Source organism: Pantoea eucalypti, assembly GCF_009646115.1.
Classification (GTDB): domain Bacteria; phylum Pseudomonadota; class Gammaproteobacteria; order Enterobacterales; family Enterobacteriaceae; genus Pantoea; species Pantoea eucalypti.
In genome coordinates, this window is sequence record NZ_CP045720.1 from 1,242,232 (window position 1) to 1,256,041 (window position 13,810).

The following is a 13,810-nucleotide window of genomic DNA, read 5'->3' on the forward strand; positions in this document are numbered from 1 at the left end:
TGGTGCGACTCCCCCTTCAATGCTGGAAATCATTACACTCACTTGTGCATACGACGAACGGTCGCTGTTCCGGCGGCTCTCATTTCGCGTATCCGCAGGTGACATTGTGCAGATTGAAGGCCCCAATGGTGCCGGTAAAACCTCGTTGCTGCGCCTGCTGGCCGGGCTGAGCCGTCCTGAAGAGGGTGAAATACGCTGGCAGCAGCAGTCGATCCTGCGTCAGCGTGAAAGCTGGCATCAGGCGATGCTCTATCTGGGTCATCAGCCCGGCGTCAAAGGCGTGCTCACGCCACTGGAAAATCTGCGCTTTTACCATCCCGATTGCAGTAATGCGCAGATTTTTGCTGCGCTGGAAAGTGTCGATCTCACGGGCGACGAAGAGGTGCCCGTCAGCCGGTTGTCGGCAGGGCAGCAGCGTCGGGTAGCGCTGGCACGTCTGTGGCTCAGTCAGGCTCGCGTATGGATTCTTGACGAGCCGCTGACCGCCATCGACAAAGCGGGTATTGAAAAATTAATGACGCAGTTCGCCCGGCATGCCGATAACGGCGGTGCAGTGATCCTGACCACCCATCAGGATTTGCCTGCAGAGGCAGCGCGGGTGCGTAAAATTCGCCTCGGCGATGTGGAGGCAGAGTGATGCTGTTTCGCCTCATCCAGCGTGAATTACGCATCGCCTTTCGTGGCGGCGCGGATGTCGTCAATCCACTCTGGTTTTTCCTGATCGTCATTACCCTGTTTCCTTTAGGTATCGGACCGGACCCGCAACAGCTGGCTCGCATTGCACCGGGCGTTGCCTGGGTTGCTGCGCTGCTGGCGTCGCTGCTGGCGCTGGAGCGTCTGTTCCGTGATGACTTCAGCGATGGCTCGCTGGAGCAACTGGTGTTGCTGCCGACGCCGCTGCCGGTAACGGTTATCGGCAAAGTGGTGGCGCACTGGCTGGTCACTGGCGTGCCACTGATTATCCTGTCGCCGCTGGCCGCGCTGCTGCTGTCACTGGATTTTAATGGCTGGCGGGCAATGGCCCTGACGCTGTTGCTGGGTACGCCAACCCTGAGTTTTCTCGGTGCGATTGGCGTGGGTCTGACGGTGGGTTTACGGCGCGGCGGCGTGCTGCTGAGCCTGCTGGTATTACCGCTGGCTATTCCGGTTTTAATCTTCGCCAGTGCGGCGATGGAGGCGGCCAGTCAGGGGTTGCCGATTGGCGGCTATCTGGCGATTCTTGGCGCTATGTTGATGGGCAGTGCGACACTCGCGCCGTTTGCTACGGCGGCGGCGCTACGCATCACGTTGCAATAGCCACTTTGCAATAACCGCGCGTACAAGACGCGGCAACACTCTTTTATCGTTAATGTGAGCATTTGATATGTGGAAAGCGTTACATCAGCTGGCCAGACCCGAACGGCTTTATCAGTTTTCGGGGCGACTGGTTCCGTGGTTCGCCATCGCCGGGCTGGCGGCGTTGCTGCTGGGCTGGGTCTGGGGATTTGGATACGCACCCGCTGACTATCAGCAGGGCGACAGCTTCCGCATCATGTACATTCATGTGCCCGCTGCGATGTGGTCGATGGGGGTTTATGCTTCAATGGCCATCGCCGCCTTTATCGGCCTGGTGTGGCAGATGAAAATGGCCGATCTGGTTTCCGCCGCCATGGCTCCGGTGGGTGCGGTTTTTACCTTTATTGCGCTGGTCACCGGCTCGGCATGGGGCAAGCCGATGTGGGGCACCTGGTGGATCTGGGATGCCCGCCTCACATCAGAGCTGGTACTGCTGTTCCTCTATATGGGTGTGATTGCGCTGTATCACGCTTTTGATGACCGCCGCACCGCAGGCCGGGCCGCGGGTATTTTGATTCTGGTCGGCGTGGTCAATCTGCCGATCATTCACTTCTCAGTGCAGTGGTGGAATACCCTGCATCAGGGCTCGTCGGGCATTCTCCAGCAGGCGATTGCGCCGGTTATGCGCACGCCGCTGCGCTGGGCAATCCTCGGTTATCTGCTGGTCTTTATTACGCTGACGCTGATGCGACTGCGTAACCTGATTCTGTTAACCGAACGTCATCGTCCCTGGGCGATTGATGTGGCGAAGCGGGGGGAGCAGGCATGACTCCAGCCTTTTCCTCCTGGCACGCCTTCTTTGCGATGGGCGGTTACGCTTTCTACGTCTGGCTGGCAGTGGCCTGCACGTTGCTTTCACTGATCGGCCTGACGCTGCATACCCTGTTACTGCGCCGCCGTTTGCTGGCGGAGATTCGCCAGCGTGACGCACGTGAACGTCGCATCCGGGCAGCAAAATCGAAAAAAGCCGCGACTGAAGCGGCAGGAGAGAAGTTGTGAATATCCGTCGACGCAACCGCCTTTATGCGGCCCTGGCGATCCTGCTCGGTCTTGGCCTGGCCACCGCGCTGGTGATGTATGCGCTGCGCTCAAACATCGATCTCTTCTATACCCCAGGCGAAATCCTCTACGGCAAAGGGGAGGCGCACGAGAAGCCCGAAGCGGGACAGCGGCTGCGCGTCGGTGGCATGGTGATGCCCGGCAGCGTCCGGCGCGATCCGAAAACGCTGGCTGTGTCGTTCAAACTTTATGATGCGCGTGGTGTGGTCAGCGTCAGTTTTGAAGGGATCCTGCCGGACCTGTTCCGTGAAGGGCAGGGCGTTGTCGCGCAGGGCGTGCTGGCGGCGGGCAACCAGGTGATCGCCAAAGAGGTTCTGGCAAAACATGATGAGAAATATACGCCGCCGGAGATTGAAAACGCGATGAAGAGTGATCAAACTGGCCCGCAGTCGCGCTATCAGGTGGGAAATAAATCATCATGATGCCCGAAATCGGAACCTTTCTGCTCTGCCTGGCGCTGGGCCTCTCCCTGTTGCTGAGCAGCTATCCACTGTGGGGCGCGGTGCGCCAGGATGCCCGCCTGATGGCGATGGCGCGTCCGCTGGCCTCGGGTCTGTTTGTCTGTATCGCGGCGGCGTTTGCACTGCTGGTCTGGGCCTTTATCAGCAACGACTTTACCGTTGCCTATGTCGTCACCAACTCTAACAGCCTGCTGCCGGTTTACTATCGCATCGCCGCCACCTGGGGCGCACATGAAGGATCGCTGCTGTTGTGGGTGTTGCTGCTGAGCACCTGGACACTGGCGGTGGCGATATTCAGTCGTGGTATGCCGCAGGATGCGCTGGCACGCGTGCTGGCAGTGATGGGGATGATCAATCTTGGCTTCCTGCTGTTTATCCTGCTGACGTCTAATCCGTTTGGCCGCACGCTGCCGGACTTCCCGATAGACGGCCATGACCTGAATCCCATGCTGCAGGATATCGGCCTGATCTTCCATCCGCCGCTGCTCTATATGGGCTATGTCGGCTTTTCGGTGGCGTTTGCGTTTGCCATCGCCTCACTGATGGCTGGCCGGCTGGATACCGCCTGGGCGCGCTGGTCACGCCCGTGGACGACCGCGGCCTGGGTCTTTCTGACCATTGGCATCGTACTGGGATCGGCGTGGGCCTATTACGAGCTGGGCTGGGGCGGCTGGTGGTTCTGGGATCCGGTTGAAAATGCGTCGTTTATGCCGTGGCTGGCGGGCACCGCCCTGATGCACTCGCTGGCGGTCACTGAAAAGCGTGGCACCTTCAAAGCGTGGACTGTGCTGCTGGCGATTACGGCGTTTTCGCTGAGCCTGCTGGGGACGTTCCTGGTGCGATCCGGGGTGCTGGTGTCGGTGCATTCCTTCGCCTCCGATCCGGCGCGCGGGATGTTTATCCTCGCGTTTCTGGTGATTGTCATCGGCAGTTCGCTGCTGCTTTACGCCATCAAAGGCGGGCAGGTGCGTGGCCGGGTACAGAATGAAACCTGGTCGCGCGAATCATTTTTGCTGGGCAATAATGTGCTGCTGATTGCCGCGATGCTGGTGGTCCTGCTCGGCACGCTGTTGCCACTGGTACATAAGCAACTGGGGCTGGGCAGCATTTCGGTCGGCGAGCCGTTCTTCAACACCATGTTCAGCTGGCTGATGGCGCCGTTTGCGCTACTGATGGGAATCGGACCGCTGGTGCGCTGGCGTCGCGATGAACCGCAAAAGCTGGCAAAACGGCTGGCACTGGCGCTGATCGTGACCCTGGCCTGTTCCATGATCATTCCCTGGTGGTTGCAGGATCGCATTGAGGCGATGACCGTGGTTGGCCTGCTGATGTCGCTCTGGATTATTGTACTGACACTGCTGGAGCTGCACGAACGCGCCACCCATCGTCACCTGTTCTTTGCCGGATTACGTCATCTGTCACGCAGTCACTGGGGCATGGTGCTGGGCCATCTGGGCGTAGGGGTCACGGTGATTGGCATTGCATTCAGCACGCAGTACAGCGTGGAGCGCGATGTGCGGATGAAAGCAGGCGATAGTGTCGATATTCATCACTATCACTTTGTCTTCCGTGGTGTGCAGAATCTGCAGGGGCCGAACTACAGCGGCGGCATGGGTATTATTGATGTCACCCGCAACGGCAAACATGAAGCAACACTGCAGGCGGAAAAACGCTTTTACACCGCTGCCCGCACCATGATGACTGAAGCGGCGATCGATGGCGGTTTCAGCCGCGATCTCTATGCGGCGCTGGGCGAAGAGCTGGATGATGACAGCTGGGCCGTGCGCATTTACTACAAACCCTTTGTTCGCTGGATCTGGTTCGGTGGCGCACTGATGGCGCTGGGTGGCCTATTCTGCCTGTTCGATCCCCGCTACCGTTCGCGCAAAAAAGCGGAAACGGAGGCGCGGACATGAATAAGAAAATCCTGTTCATTCCCCTGATGCTGTTTCTGCTGCTGGCGGCGGCGCTGCTGTGGCAGCTGACCCGCAATGCCGAGGGTGACGATCCGACCCGACTCGAATCTGCGCTGATTGGCAAACCGGTGCCGCTGTTCCGGCTGGAAGCACTGGATCAGCCGGGCAAAATCTACGATCAGCATGTGCTGACGGATGGCAAGCCGATGTTGCTGAATGTCTGGGCGACCTGGTGTCCGACCTGCCGCGCAGAGCATCAGTATCTGAATACGCTGGCGGAGCAGGGCATCCGCGTGGTGGGGCTGAACTACAAAGACGATCGACGCAAGGCCGTTAACTGGCTGAACACGCTGGGCAATCCCTATGCGCTGAGTCTTTATGATGGCAACGGTATGCTGGGACTCGATCTTGGTGTCTATGGCGCGCCGGAAACCTTCCTGATCGACGGCAAAGGAATCATTCGTTATCGCCATGCGGGCGATCTGAATGTGCGTGTCTGGGAGCAGGAAGTGAAACCGTTGTGGATGAAATACAGCGCGGAGGCGGGATCATGAGAACGCTGTTACTGCTCTGCGGCCTGCTGTTCAGCATCAATCTCTGGGCGACCATCGACACGCTGCAATTTGACTCGGTAGCCCAGGAAGAGCAATACCGTGACCTGACTGCGTCGTTGCGTTGTCCGAAATGTCAGAACAACAGCATCGCCGACTCGAATGCCATGATTGCCGCCGACATGCGATTAAAGGTCTACGAGCTGATGAAGCAGGGCCAGAGTCGCCAGCAGATCATCGACTATATGGTGGCGCGTTACGGCAATTTCGTCAGCTATTCGCCACCGGTCACGCCCTCCACCCTGATTCTCTGGGCGGGCCCGGCGCTGTTTGCGCTACTGGGCGGCGCGGTGATCATCCTGCGCAGCCGTCAGCGTAAAACCCGCAGCGAGCTGGATGAAGATGAGCAACAGCGTCTTAATGCGCTACTGAAGTCAGACAGGAAGCCGTAATGAGTGCATTTTGGATCACCCTTTTTCTGTTACTGCTGGCAGCCTGCACGCTGTTTATGGCGGCGGGCTGGCGGCAACGTCAGGCCAGCACAGGCGATCGCGATCGTCTTAATCAGCGCTTCTACCATCAGCGCATAGATGAGCTGGCGCAGGATGAAGCGCAGGGCGTGGTCGCTGAACGTCCGCTGATGGAGCGGGAATTAGAGCAGACACTACTGGCGGATATTCCGCCGTCACAGGCAATGCAATCACACACCAGCAGCCGCTGGATTTTGCTGCCAGGCCTGATTGTACTGATTGCGGTCTCGCTGGGCACTTATCTGAAAACCGGCGGCCTGGCACAATTCACTGGCTGGATGCAGGTGCAGCAGGCGTATCCTGAGCTGCGTGCCCGTCTGATGGACCCTGGCGCTAAACCGCTGAGCATGGAAGAGCTGGCGCGTTTAGAGCTCGGATTGCGTACCGCATTGCAAACAGAACCGGATAATCTGGCCGACTGGACGATGCTGGGGCGGCTCGGCATGGTGCTGAATAATACAGAGATCGCCAGTCAGGCCTTTGAGCATGCTTTACAGCTGGCCCCCAACGATCTGGCGCTCAAACAGGATTATGCAGAGGTTCTGACGCGATCTTCTGACCCGCAGGATAACCGGCAGGCGTCACTGCTGCTGCAATCATTGCTGAAAGCAGATCCGCACAACCTGCGGACGCTGAGCCTGCTGGCGTTTAATGCTTACGGACAGCAGCAATACGATCAGGCTATCGACGCATGGCAGACGCTTTTAGCTCTGTTGCCTGCCGATGACAAGCGGCACGCGATGATCGCCCGCAGCATTGAAAAGGCCAGAAGTGAGGCAGGGCAGCAGAGTCGTCAGCTGGCGCTGACCGTGACGCTGACACCTGAGGCAGAAAAAATGTTACCGCCAGACGGAGTGTTGTATATTTCGGTTTCTGACGGGGATTCACCCGTGCCGGTGGCGGTTAAGCGGATGCCGCTGAGTCATTTCCCGCTGACGCTGACGCTCGATGACAGTAACGCCATGATGCCAGATCGCCTGCTTTCGGCGCAGCATCAGGTCGCAGTAAGGGTGCGCGTTTCACGCGATGGCAGCGCCAATCCGCAGCCGGGTGACTGGCTGGGGCTGAGCGCCGTAACGCCCTGGGATGGGCATCAGTCCATCGCGGTAGAGATCAATAAGCAGCTTCCCTGAACGTAAAAATTGATAATGTTAACAATGATGCGTGCCATTGCCTGCTGCCTCTGGCACAAAGTCAGCTATGCTCATCGGGTAAGCCGATTCGACTCCGGGCTGTGACCTGAACGATGGGTAGACCTTTTTCATCCGCACAGGGAGATTGGAATGAATTATCGCCTGACCAGCCTGGCTGTGGCCAGCGTCCTTCTGGTGGGTTGTGCCAGTTCAAAGCCCGCGAATAGCGATCCTGCCGGGCGCAGCGATCCATTCGAAGGCTTTAACCGCACGATGTTTAACTTTAACTACAATGTGCTGGATCCGTATGTGTTACGTCCGGTCGCTGTCGCCTGGCGCGATTATGTGCCGGTTCCGGCACGTACCGGCCTGAGCAATTTCCTTGGCAACCTGGAAGAACCTGCCAGCATGGTCAACGCCATCCTGGTGGGTGACGGGCGCGATGCGGGTATTCACTTTACCCGTTTCTTCCTGAACAGCGTGCTGGGCCTGGGCGGTTTCATTGACGTTGCCGGTAAAGCGAACCCGGAACTGGCGCGTGAAGAGCCGCACCGTTTCGGTACTACGCTGGGTCATTACGGCGTTGGCTATGGTCCTTACGTTGAACTGCCTGCCTATGGCAGCTTTACGGTTCGTCAGGATGGCGGCGACTACGTTGATACCCTCTATCCGATTCTTGGCTGGCTGACCTGGCCGATGTCGATCGGTAAATGGACACTTGAAGGGATCGAGACCCGTGCGCAGCTGCTGGATTCTGATGCGATCCTGAAACAGCAGAGCGATCCGTATGCCTTTATTCGTAACGCTTACTTCCAGCGTCACGACTTCCTGGCGCGCGGTGGCAAGCTCAAGCCGGAAGACAACCCTAACGCAGCCGCGATTCAGGATGACCTGAAGGATATCGACGCGCAGTAAGTGCAGGATCCCTTGCCTGCGCGTCGCTGTGTTTTTCTGCAGAGCGCACAGCAGCTGAAGTGATGGGAGCATACGCCCGGAACAAAGCATCGCGGGCCATGGATAAAAACGCCGGGAGCGTTTTTAAACAACGCAAAGCGTTGGCCCGGCAGCGGGTGCATCTCAGGGATGAGGTGCGTAATCGCCCGCGCTGAGCAGTCAGGTATGGCGGGTTTTGCGTCTTTGCAAAGGGCGCATGCTCCCTGAGCCAGCCAGCGACCCGCCGCCACAAAAAAGGGCGACTCACCAGAGTCGCCCTTTTTGATCGTGCTATCCCATCAGAACTTGTAGTTAAAGTTCGCGCCGTAAAGCCAGGCCTTACCTTCAGAGGTAAAGGTATAAGGACCTTCTTTCACAGTCACTTTCTGTCCGTGCATATAAGAGATGCCTAAATCAACAGAGGCATTATCGTTAAAGGCATAAGAGGTACCGGCACTTAGCCACAAACGATCCTGGTCCGGAATAGAGATAGAACGCTTATCTGCTGGCACCGGGCTGTCATCAAACGCAATACCGGTACGGAAAGTCCAGTTCTTGTCGTAGGAATAGGTCGTGCCCAGCGCAATGCGGTACGCATCGTGGAAGCTTTCATCTTTATAGAACAGCGTCTGGCCGTTTGAACCGGTCGCTTTCAGCTCCTGGAACTGACTCCAGCTGGTGTACGCCAGGCTGTAGTGAACCGCCCACTGCGGTGCCACTTTATGCCAGCCCGACACTTCCCACATCTCCGGCAGATTCAGGGTTAATGCCCCCGGAACGGTCGTGCCGTTGGTGCCATCAGGAACACCGGTCACGGTCGGATCATTAAACGCATTCAGCCGTGATGAGAGGTTGCTCTTGTAATCGCCATCGAAATCAATTTTAACTTCTGAACGGTAGGTAAAGCCGAAGCGGTTATTTTCATCCACTTCATACAGGACACCGGCATTCCAGCCGTAGCCCCACTTATCGCCTTTCAGATGGGCCACCTGGGTATCAGCCGGAATACCCAGCCTCGCGCCTGATTCACCTGCATAGCGTTCAATTTTGGCTTTGGCGTAAACCGCATCAAAACCCACACCCACACTAAAATGATCATTCAGACGATAGGCGGTGCTGAGATTGAAATTGCCGGTCATCAGGTCGGTTTTACCCCCGTAACCGCCTGCGGTGTAGCCATTATTAAACTCTGTGGCTAAGCCATAATTTGACGTTGCAGATGCGCCAATCCACCACTGATCGTTAATAGGCTGAACGTAATGAATATTGGGGATCCACTGATTCGGGGCAATATTATTGGCATCCAGGCTGCGTCCGCTGGGACTGCGACCACTGATGTTGACATCTGGCGCAATATAAACCGCACCGAGTGAAAATTCAGGACGATCCATTAATGCCATCGTCGCCGGGTTACGGCTGGCTGACGCCGCCGTATCGCCCATTGCCCCTTCGCCTGAATATGCGCGACCTAAACCAATCGTAGAGAATTCATTTAACTGAAATCCAGCTGCGTAAACGTGTGAAGAGACAAGCGCCACTGCAGCCGCCACGGCTGACTTTGCAAACAGGTTTTTATGGTTCATGACCACAACCTCATGTGAATTATTATTTAACGCTATAACGTCGCGTAACAAAGGACGGCGGATTGTAGGGACTGATGTAAAGCGCACATATCAGACCAGTGCGGAGAGTATAGGTCCGACCTGTGTGCATGTTGCAATATTGTTTTTCAAATATTTCAGAATTGATCGCTTAAAATTCGATCTGCTTAACAAAACAGCCCCAATTCTGCACAGCATACCGATTCCAGTTTGTTCTGGATCAATTTTTATTGTGATATTCGTCACTTAGGGCCATACGCGTGGCGCATTTTTGGGCAAGCAGGTAAAATTTCGGTCATAAAATCGCGCAAACCGCCAGAATGCTGGTCAGGAGAATGAAATGACTGATGCCATTAAAAAATGCAGTGCGACCGAAACCGCAGCCTGTTGCTGTGTTGATGTGGGCACAGTGATGGATAACACCGATTGCACTGCAAGCTGGTCAGAATGGTTTGCTCAGCGTGCCGATGCGGAAGCGAAATTAGCGCAACTTACCCAGCGCGCGGGTGAGGTTGAATCAGAACCCTGTGTGATTGAATCGCGCTTCAGCGAAGTGAATCAGGGCGTACAGCTCGATGTCGATTTCACCTTCAGCTGCCAGGCTGAAACCCTGATTTTTCAGCTCGGTTTGCGTTAAATCTCAAAGCGCCGCGTACATGCGGCGTTTTTCATTTTCGTGTTTCCCTTCGCACTTTTTCCTTTCCGATATTGGCGGCTCACCCGCTTGTGGTTAACACTGATCAGGTCAGACCTCTTCAGGCAATGATGCCACAGTCCCAGCCACAGGTGAGAATAATGAGCAAAGCGCAGCCGCTGCTGACGCGTGATGGTGAACGCATCGCAATAACCCATGGGTTACGCACCCCTTTCCTGCGCCAGGCGACCGGCTTTCATGGCATTCCCGCCATTGAACTGGGACGTATAGTGGTCAGCGAATTAATGGCGCGCAGTGAACTTCCCGCTGAAGTGATAGAGCAACTGGTCTTTGGCCAGGTCGTGCAGATGCCGGAAGCGCCGAACATTGCGCGGGAAATTGTTTTAAGCAGCGGGCTGAATGTACATACCGACGCTTACAGCGTCAGCCGTGCCTGCGCCACCAGTTTTCAGGCGGTAGCGAATGTGGCAGAAAGTCTGATGGCGGGCACTATCTCTGCGGGCATCGCGGGTGGGGCTGACTCCTCTTCAGTGCTGCCAATCGGTGTCAGTAAAACGCTGGCGCGTGCGCTGGTGGATCTCAATAAAGCCCGCAGCGTCGGGCAGAAAATGCAGATCCTGCGACGTCTGCGCCCACGCGATCTGCTGCCGGTGCCACCCGCAGTGGCGGAGTATTCCACCGGCCTGCGCATGGGCGACACAGCCGAACAGATGGCGAAGAGTCACGGCATTACCCGTGAAGCACAGGATGCGCTGGCACTGCGATCCCATCAGCATGCCGCCCGAGCCTGGCAATCCGGGGTACTGAATCAGGAAGTGATGGCCGCTTTTGTGCCGCCGTGGAAAACCGCTATCGATCAGGATAATAACGTCCGTATGAATGCCAAAGCGGAGGATTACGCCCGACTGCGTCCGGCATTTGATCGCCAGCACGGTAGTGTTACTGCGGCCAACAGTACGCCACTCACCGACGGCGCGGCCGCGGTGATTCTGATGCGCGAGGGCCGCGCCCGCGAGCTGGGTATCAGACCGCTGGGTTATCTGCGCAGCTACGCTTTTTCCGCTATCGGGGTGCAGCAGGATATGCTGCTGGGTCCGGCGTACGCTTCACCACTGGCCCTGGATCGCGCTGGCGTGACCCTGGCCGATCTGACGCTGATCGATATGCATGAAGCGTTTGCCGCCCAGACGCTGAGCAACCTGCAGATGTTTCGCGATGAGCGCTTTGCCCGTGAGGTACTGAATCGTCCGCATGCGCTGGGCGAAGTGAATGAAGAGCGCTTTAACGTGCTGGGCGGTTCAATCGCCTATGGTCATCCTTTCGCCGCCACGGGCGCGCGCATGATTACCCAGACGCTGAACGAATTACGCCGCCGGGGTGGCGGGTTAGGACTGGTCACTGCCTGTGCAGCAGGTGGTCTGGGTGCGGCAATGGTTCTGGAGGCCGAATAATGGAGCAGAATGCGTTTCATCTGAAGATGCGACTGGATCACGTCGGCATCATCACGATTGATGTCCCTGATGAGAAAATGAACACCCTGAAAGCGGAATTTGCCGGTCAGATCATCGCGATTATTGCGGAGGCGCGGCGCGATCCAAAGCTGGCTGGCCTGGTGCTGATTTCCGGCAAGCCGGATAACTTCATTGCGGGTGCGGACATCAGCATGATCGACCGCTGCAAGAGCGCGCAGGAAGCTGAAGCGCTGGCAAAACAGGGCCAGGAAGTGATGGCTGCGCTCGACGCGCTGCCGTTCCCGGTGGTTGCAGCCATCCACGGTGCCTGCCTCGGCGGCGGACTGGAGCTGGCGCTGGCCTGCGATGCACGTATCTGTTCGCTGGATGATAAAACCCGGCTCGGATTACCGGAGGTACAGCTCGGCTTGCTGCCAGGCTCTGGCGGCACTCAGCGGCTGCCACGCTTAATCGGCGTGCAGCAGGCGCTGCCGCTGATTCTGACTGGCAAAACGCTGCGGGCTAAACAGGCACGTAAGCTGGGTGTGGTTGATGACGCGGTGCCGCAGGCGATTCTGCTGGAGACCGCCATCGCCCGTGTGAAAAAGGGCAAGGTCAGCGGACGAACGCTGCCGCTGCGCGACCGTCTGCTGCATGGCCCGATTGGCCGTCAGGCACTGTTTGCCCTGGCGAGCCGTCAGACAGCCGCTAAAACCCAGGGCAATTATCCGGCGGCAAATCGCATTATTGAGGTGGTGCGCATCGGGCTGGAACAGGGCAGCCGGGCAGGACATGATGCTGAAGCGCGTGCCTTTGGTGAACTGGCGATGACGCCAGAATCCGTTGCGCTGCGCGGCATCTTCTTCGCGACCACGGCCATGAAGAAAGAGCGGGGCGGAGACGCGGAGCCTGCCAGGGTGAAAAGCGTCGCTATTCTCGGCGGTGGCCTGATGGGCGGCGGCATCGCCAGCGTCACCGCCATCAACGCGGGCTTGCCGGTGCGCATCAAAGATATCAGCCTGGAAGGGGTAAACCATGCGCTGAAAACCAGCTGGGAGCTGCTGAGTAAAAAGGTTAAACGACGCCAGCTGACGCCGGCACAGCGTCAACAGCAGATGGCTCGTATCACGGGCGGCACAGATTATCAGGGCTTTTCACAGCGTGATGTGGTGATCGAAGCCGTATTCGAAGATTTAGCGCTGAAGCAGCAGATGGTGAGCGAAGTGGAAGCACACTGCCAGCCGCACACGCTGTTTGCCTCAAACACCTCTTCGTTGCCGATCGAAGAGATCGCCGTCAAAGCGCAACGTCCTGAGAACGTCATCGGGCTGCACTATTTCAGTCCGGTCGAAAAAATGCCGCTGGTGGAAGTGATTCCCCATCTGAACACCTCAACCGCAACGCTGGTGACGATTGTGGCACTGGCACGCAGCCAGGGCAAAACCCCGATTGTGGTGGCGGACAAGCCGGGTTTCTATGTTAACCGCATCCTGACGCCTTATATAAATGAAGCGATGCGCTGCCTGCTGGAGGGCGAACCCATCGACCATATTGATCGGGCGCTGGTGAAGTTTGGTTTTCCGGTCGGCCCGATTCAGCTGCTGGATGAGGTGGGTATCGACGTCGGCAGTAAAATCAGTCCCATCCTGCATCAGGCCTATGGCGAACGCTTTGCCGCGCCGGCCGCGTTTGATGCGGTGCTGAAAGATGGCCGCAAGGGACGTAAAAACAGCAAAGGCTTTTATCGCTATGACCAGGCGCGCTGGCAGCGTAAAAAACCTGACGCCTCACTTTATACTTTGCTGAAGGTCACACCGAAAGCCAGGCAGAGTGAGGCACAGATTGCTGAACGCTGTGTCATGATGATGCTCAATGAGGCGGCCCGCTGTCTTGACGAGCAGGTGATCCGCTGCGCGCGCGATGGCGATATCGGTGCCGTGTTTGGCATCGGCTTTCCGCCATTTTTGGGTGGTCCGTTCCACTACATGGACAAACTGGGCGCGGCGGAAATGGTCAACAGATTAACCCGGCTTACGCAGCAACATGGGGAACGTTTTACACCCTGTGACGCGCTGATTGAGGCGGCTAAAAAATAGACGAAATTTTACATTTCTGCTGAAAATGGAATAACCAATCCGATTCAGCGGCTTAGAAAAACGCCGCCAGAGTGTGCGGCGCAGCATGA

At 57.2% G+C, this 13,810-nt stretch carries 14 protein-coding genes; 13 read left to right on the plus strand and 1 reads right to left on the minus strand.

The annotated features are described in order from the left end of the window. Positions 1 to 19: 19 nt before the first annotated feature. The 10 genes from ccmA (at position 20) to mlaA (ending at position 7,900) form a co-directional block, all read left to right on the plus strand. Positions 20 to 637 carry a cytochrome c biogenesis heme-transporting ATPase CcmA gene (gene ccmA, locus EE896_RS05880; RefSeq protein WP_140916299.1) on the plus strand — a complete coding sequence of 206 codons (618 nt, stop codon included), beginning with the start codon at positions 20 to 22 and terminating at the stop codon, positions 635 to 637. After that, positions 637 to 1,296 carry a heme exporter protein CcmB gene (gene ccmB / locus EE896_RS05885; protein ID WP_008926500.1) on the plus strand — a complete coding sequence of 220 codons (660 nt, stop codon included), beginning with the start codon at positions 637 to 639 and terminating at the stop codon, positions 1,294 to 1,296. Before ccmA ends, ccmB begins: the two co-directional genes overlap by 1 nt. Before the next feature lie 67 nt (positions 1,297 to 1,363). Then, positions 1,364 to 2,104 (plus strand): heme ABC transporter permease, encoded by a 741-nt coding sequence (locus EE896_RS05890; RefSeq protein ID WP_008926499.1) that lies wholly within the window; start codon positions 1,364 to 1,366, stop codon positions 2,102 to 2,104. Continuing rightward, entirely contained in the window at positions 2,101 to 2,334 is a 234-nt protein-coding gene (gene ccmD / locus EE896_RS05895) for a heme exporter protein CcmD (RefSeq protein WP_039659712.1), read from the plus strand. The genes EE896_RS05890 and ccmD overlap by 4 nt, the downstream gene beginning before the upstream one ends. Further along, a complete protein-coding gene (gene ccmE, locus EE896_RS05900) occupies positions 2,331 to 2,816 on the plus strand; it encodes a cytochrome c maturation protein CcmE (protein ID WP_008926498.1) in 486 nt (161 codons plus the stop codon). Before ccmD ends, ccmE begins: the two co-directional genes overlap by 4 nt. Continuing rightward, positions 2,813 to 4,771: a heme lyase CcmF/NrfE family subunit gene (locus EE896_RS05905; protein WP_140916298.1), complete on the plus strand. Its 1,959-nt coding sequence runs from the start codon at positions 2,813 to 2,815 to the stop codon at positions 4,769 to 4,771. The genes ccmE and EE896_RS05905 overlap by 4 nt, the downstream gene beginning before the upstream one ends. Further along, the gene (locus tag EE896_RS05910) at positions 4,768 to 5,325 is read left to right on the plus strand and encodes a DsbE family thiol:disulfide interchange protein (RefSeq protein ID WP_039659714.1); all 558 of its coding nucleotides are present in this window, start codon (positions 4,768 to 4,770) and stop codon (positions 5,323 to 5,325) included. The genes EE896_RS05905 and EE896_RS05910 overlap by 4 nt, the downstream gene beginning before the upstream one ends. Next, positions 5,322 to 5,774, plus strand: coding sequence for a cytochrome c-type biogenesis protein (locus tag EE896_RS05915; RefSeq protein ID WP_003853088.1), 453 nt, complete (start codon positions 5,322 to 5,324; stop codon positions 5,772 to 5,774). The genes EE896_RS05910 and EE896_RS05915 overlap by 4 nt, the downstream gene beginning before the upstream one ends. Next, entirely contained in the window at positions 5,774 to 6,985 is a 1,212-nt protein-coding gene (ccmI, locus tag EE896_RS05920) for a c-type cytochrome biogenesis protein CcmI (protein WP_140916296.1), read from the plus strand. The genes EE896_RS05915 and ccmI overlap by 1 nt, the downstream gene beginning before the upstream one ends. A 150-nt stretch (positions 6,986 to 7,135) precedes the next feature. Then, positions 7,136 to 7,900, plus strand: coding sequence for a phospholipid-binding lipoprotein MlaA (mlaA, locus tag EE896_RS05925; protein ID WP_003853085.1), 765 nt, complete (start codon positions 7,136 to 7,138; stop codon positions 7,898 to 7,900). 317 nt (positions 7,901 to 8,217) lie between these two features. Here mlaA and fadL read toward each other — a convergent pair whose 3' ends face one another. Further along, a complete protein-coding gene (fadL, locus tag EE896_RS05930) occupies positions 8,218 to 9,501 on the minus strand; it encodes a long-chain fatty acid transporter FadL (RefSeq protein ID WP_008926495.1) in 1,284 nt (427 codons plus the stop codon). A gap of 358 nt (positions 9,502 to 9,859) precedes the next feature. Between fadL and EE896_RS05935 the strand changes: the two genes are divergently transcribed. The 3 genes from EE896_RS05935 (at position 9,860) to fadJ (ending at position 13,721) form a co-directional block, all read left to right on the plus strand. After that, a complete protein-coding gene (locus EE896_RS05935) occupies positions 9,860 to 10,156 on the plus strand; it encodes a YfcZ/YiiS family protein (RefSeq protein ID WP_140033178.1) in 297 nt (98 codons plus the stop codon). A 158-nt stretch (positions 10,157 to 10,314) separates the two neighbouring features. After that, positions 10,315 to 11,625, plus strand: a complete 1,311-nt coding sequence (fadI, locus tag EE896_RS05940) for an acetyl-CoA C-acyltransferase FadI (protein WP_140916295.1) — start codon at positions 10,315 to 10,317, stop codon at positions 11,623 to 11,625. After that, positions 11,625 to 13,721: a fatty acid oxidation complex subunit alpha FadJ gene (gene fadJ, locus EE896_RS05945; RefSeq protein WP_140916293.1), complete on the plus strand. Its 2,097-nt coding sequence runs from the start codon at positions 11,625 to 11,627 to the stop codon at positions 13,719 to 13,721. Before fadI ends, fadJ begins: the two co-directional genes overlap by 1 nt. The last annotated feature ends 89 nt before the right edge of the window (positions 13,722 to 13,810 follow it).

Excerpts from the sequence above, each read along its gene's own strand:
- ccmA (WP_140916299.1), top strand. The coding sequence starts at position 20 with ATGCTGGAAATCATTACACTCACTTGTGCATACGACGAACGGTCGCTG.
- ccmB (WP_008926500.1), top strand. The coding sequence starts at position 637 with ATGCTGTTTCGCCTCATCCAGCGTGAATTACGCATCGCCTTTCGTGGC.
- EE896_RS05890 (WP_008926499.1), top strand. The coding sequence starts at position 1,364 with ATGTGGAAAGCGTTACATCAGCTGGCCAGACCCGAACGGCTTTATCAG.
- ccmD (WP_039659712.1), top strand. The coding sequence starts at position 2,101 with ATGACTCCAGCCTTTTCCTCCTGGCACGCCTTCTTTGCGATGGGCGGT.
- EE896_RS05905 (WP_140916298.1), top strand. The coding sequence starts at position 2,813 with ATGATGCCCGAAATCGGAACCTTTCTGCTCTGCCTGGCGCTGGGCCTC.
- EE896_RS05910 (WP_039659714.1), top strand. The coding sequence starts at position 4,768 with ATGAATAAGAAAATCCTGTTCATTCCCCTGATGCTGTTTCTGCTGCTG.
- EE896_RS05915 (WP_003853088.1), top strand. The coding sequence starts at position 5,322 with ATGAGAACGCTGTTACTGCTCTGCGGCCTGCTGTTCAGCATCAATCTC.
- ccmI (WP_140916296.1), top strand. The coding sequence starts at position 5,774 with ATGAGTGCATTTTGGATCACCCTTTTTCTGTTACTGCTGGCAGCCTGC.
- mlaA (WP_003853085.1), top strand. The coding sequence starts at position 7,136 with ATGAATTATCGCCTGACCAGCCTGGCTGTGGCCAGCGTCCTTCTGGTG.
- fadL (WP_008926495.1), bottom strand. The coding sequence starts at position 9,501 with ATGAACCATAAAAACCTGTTTGCAAAGTCAGCCGTGGCGGCTGCAGTG.
- EE896_RS05935 (WP_140033178.1), top strand. The coding sequence starts at position 9,860 with ATGACTGATGCCATTAAAAAATGCAGTGCGACCGAAACCGCAGCCTGT.
- fadI (WP_140916295.1), top strand. The coding sequence starts at position 10,315 with ATGAGCAAAGCGCAGCCGCTGCTGACGCGTGATGGTGAACGCATCGCA.
- fadJ (WP_140916293.1), top strand. The coding sequence starts at position 11,625 with ATGGAGCAGAATGCGTTTCATCTGAAGATGCGACTGGATCACGTCGGC.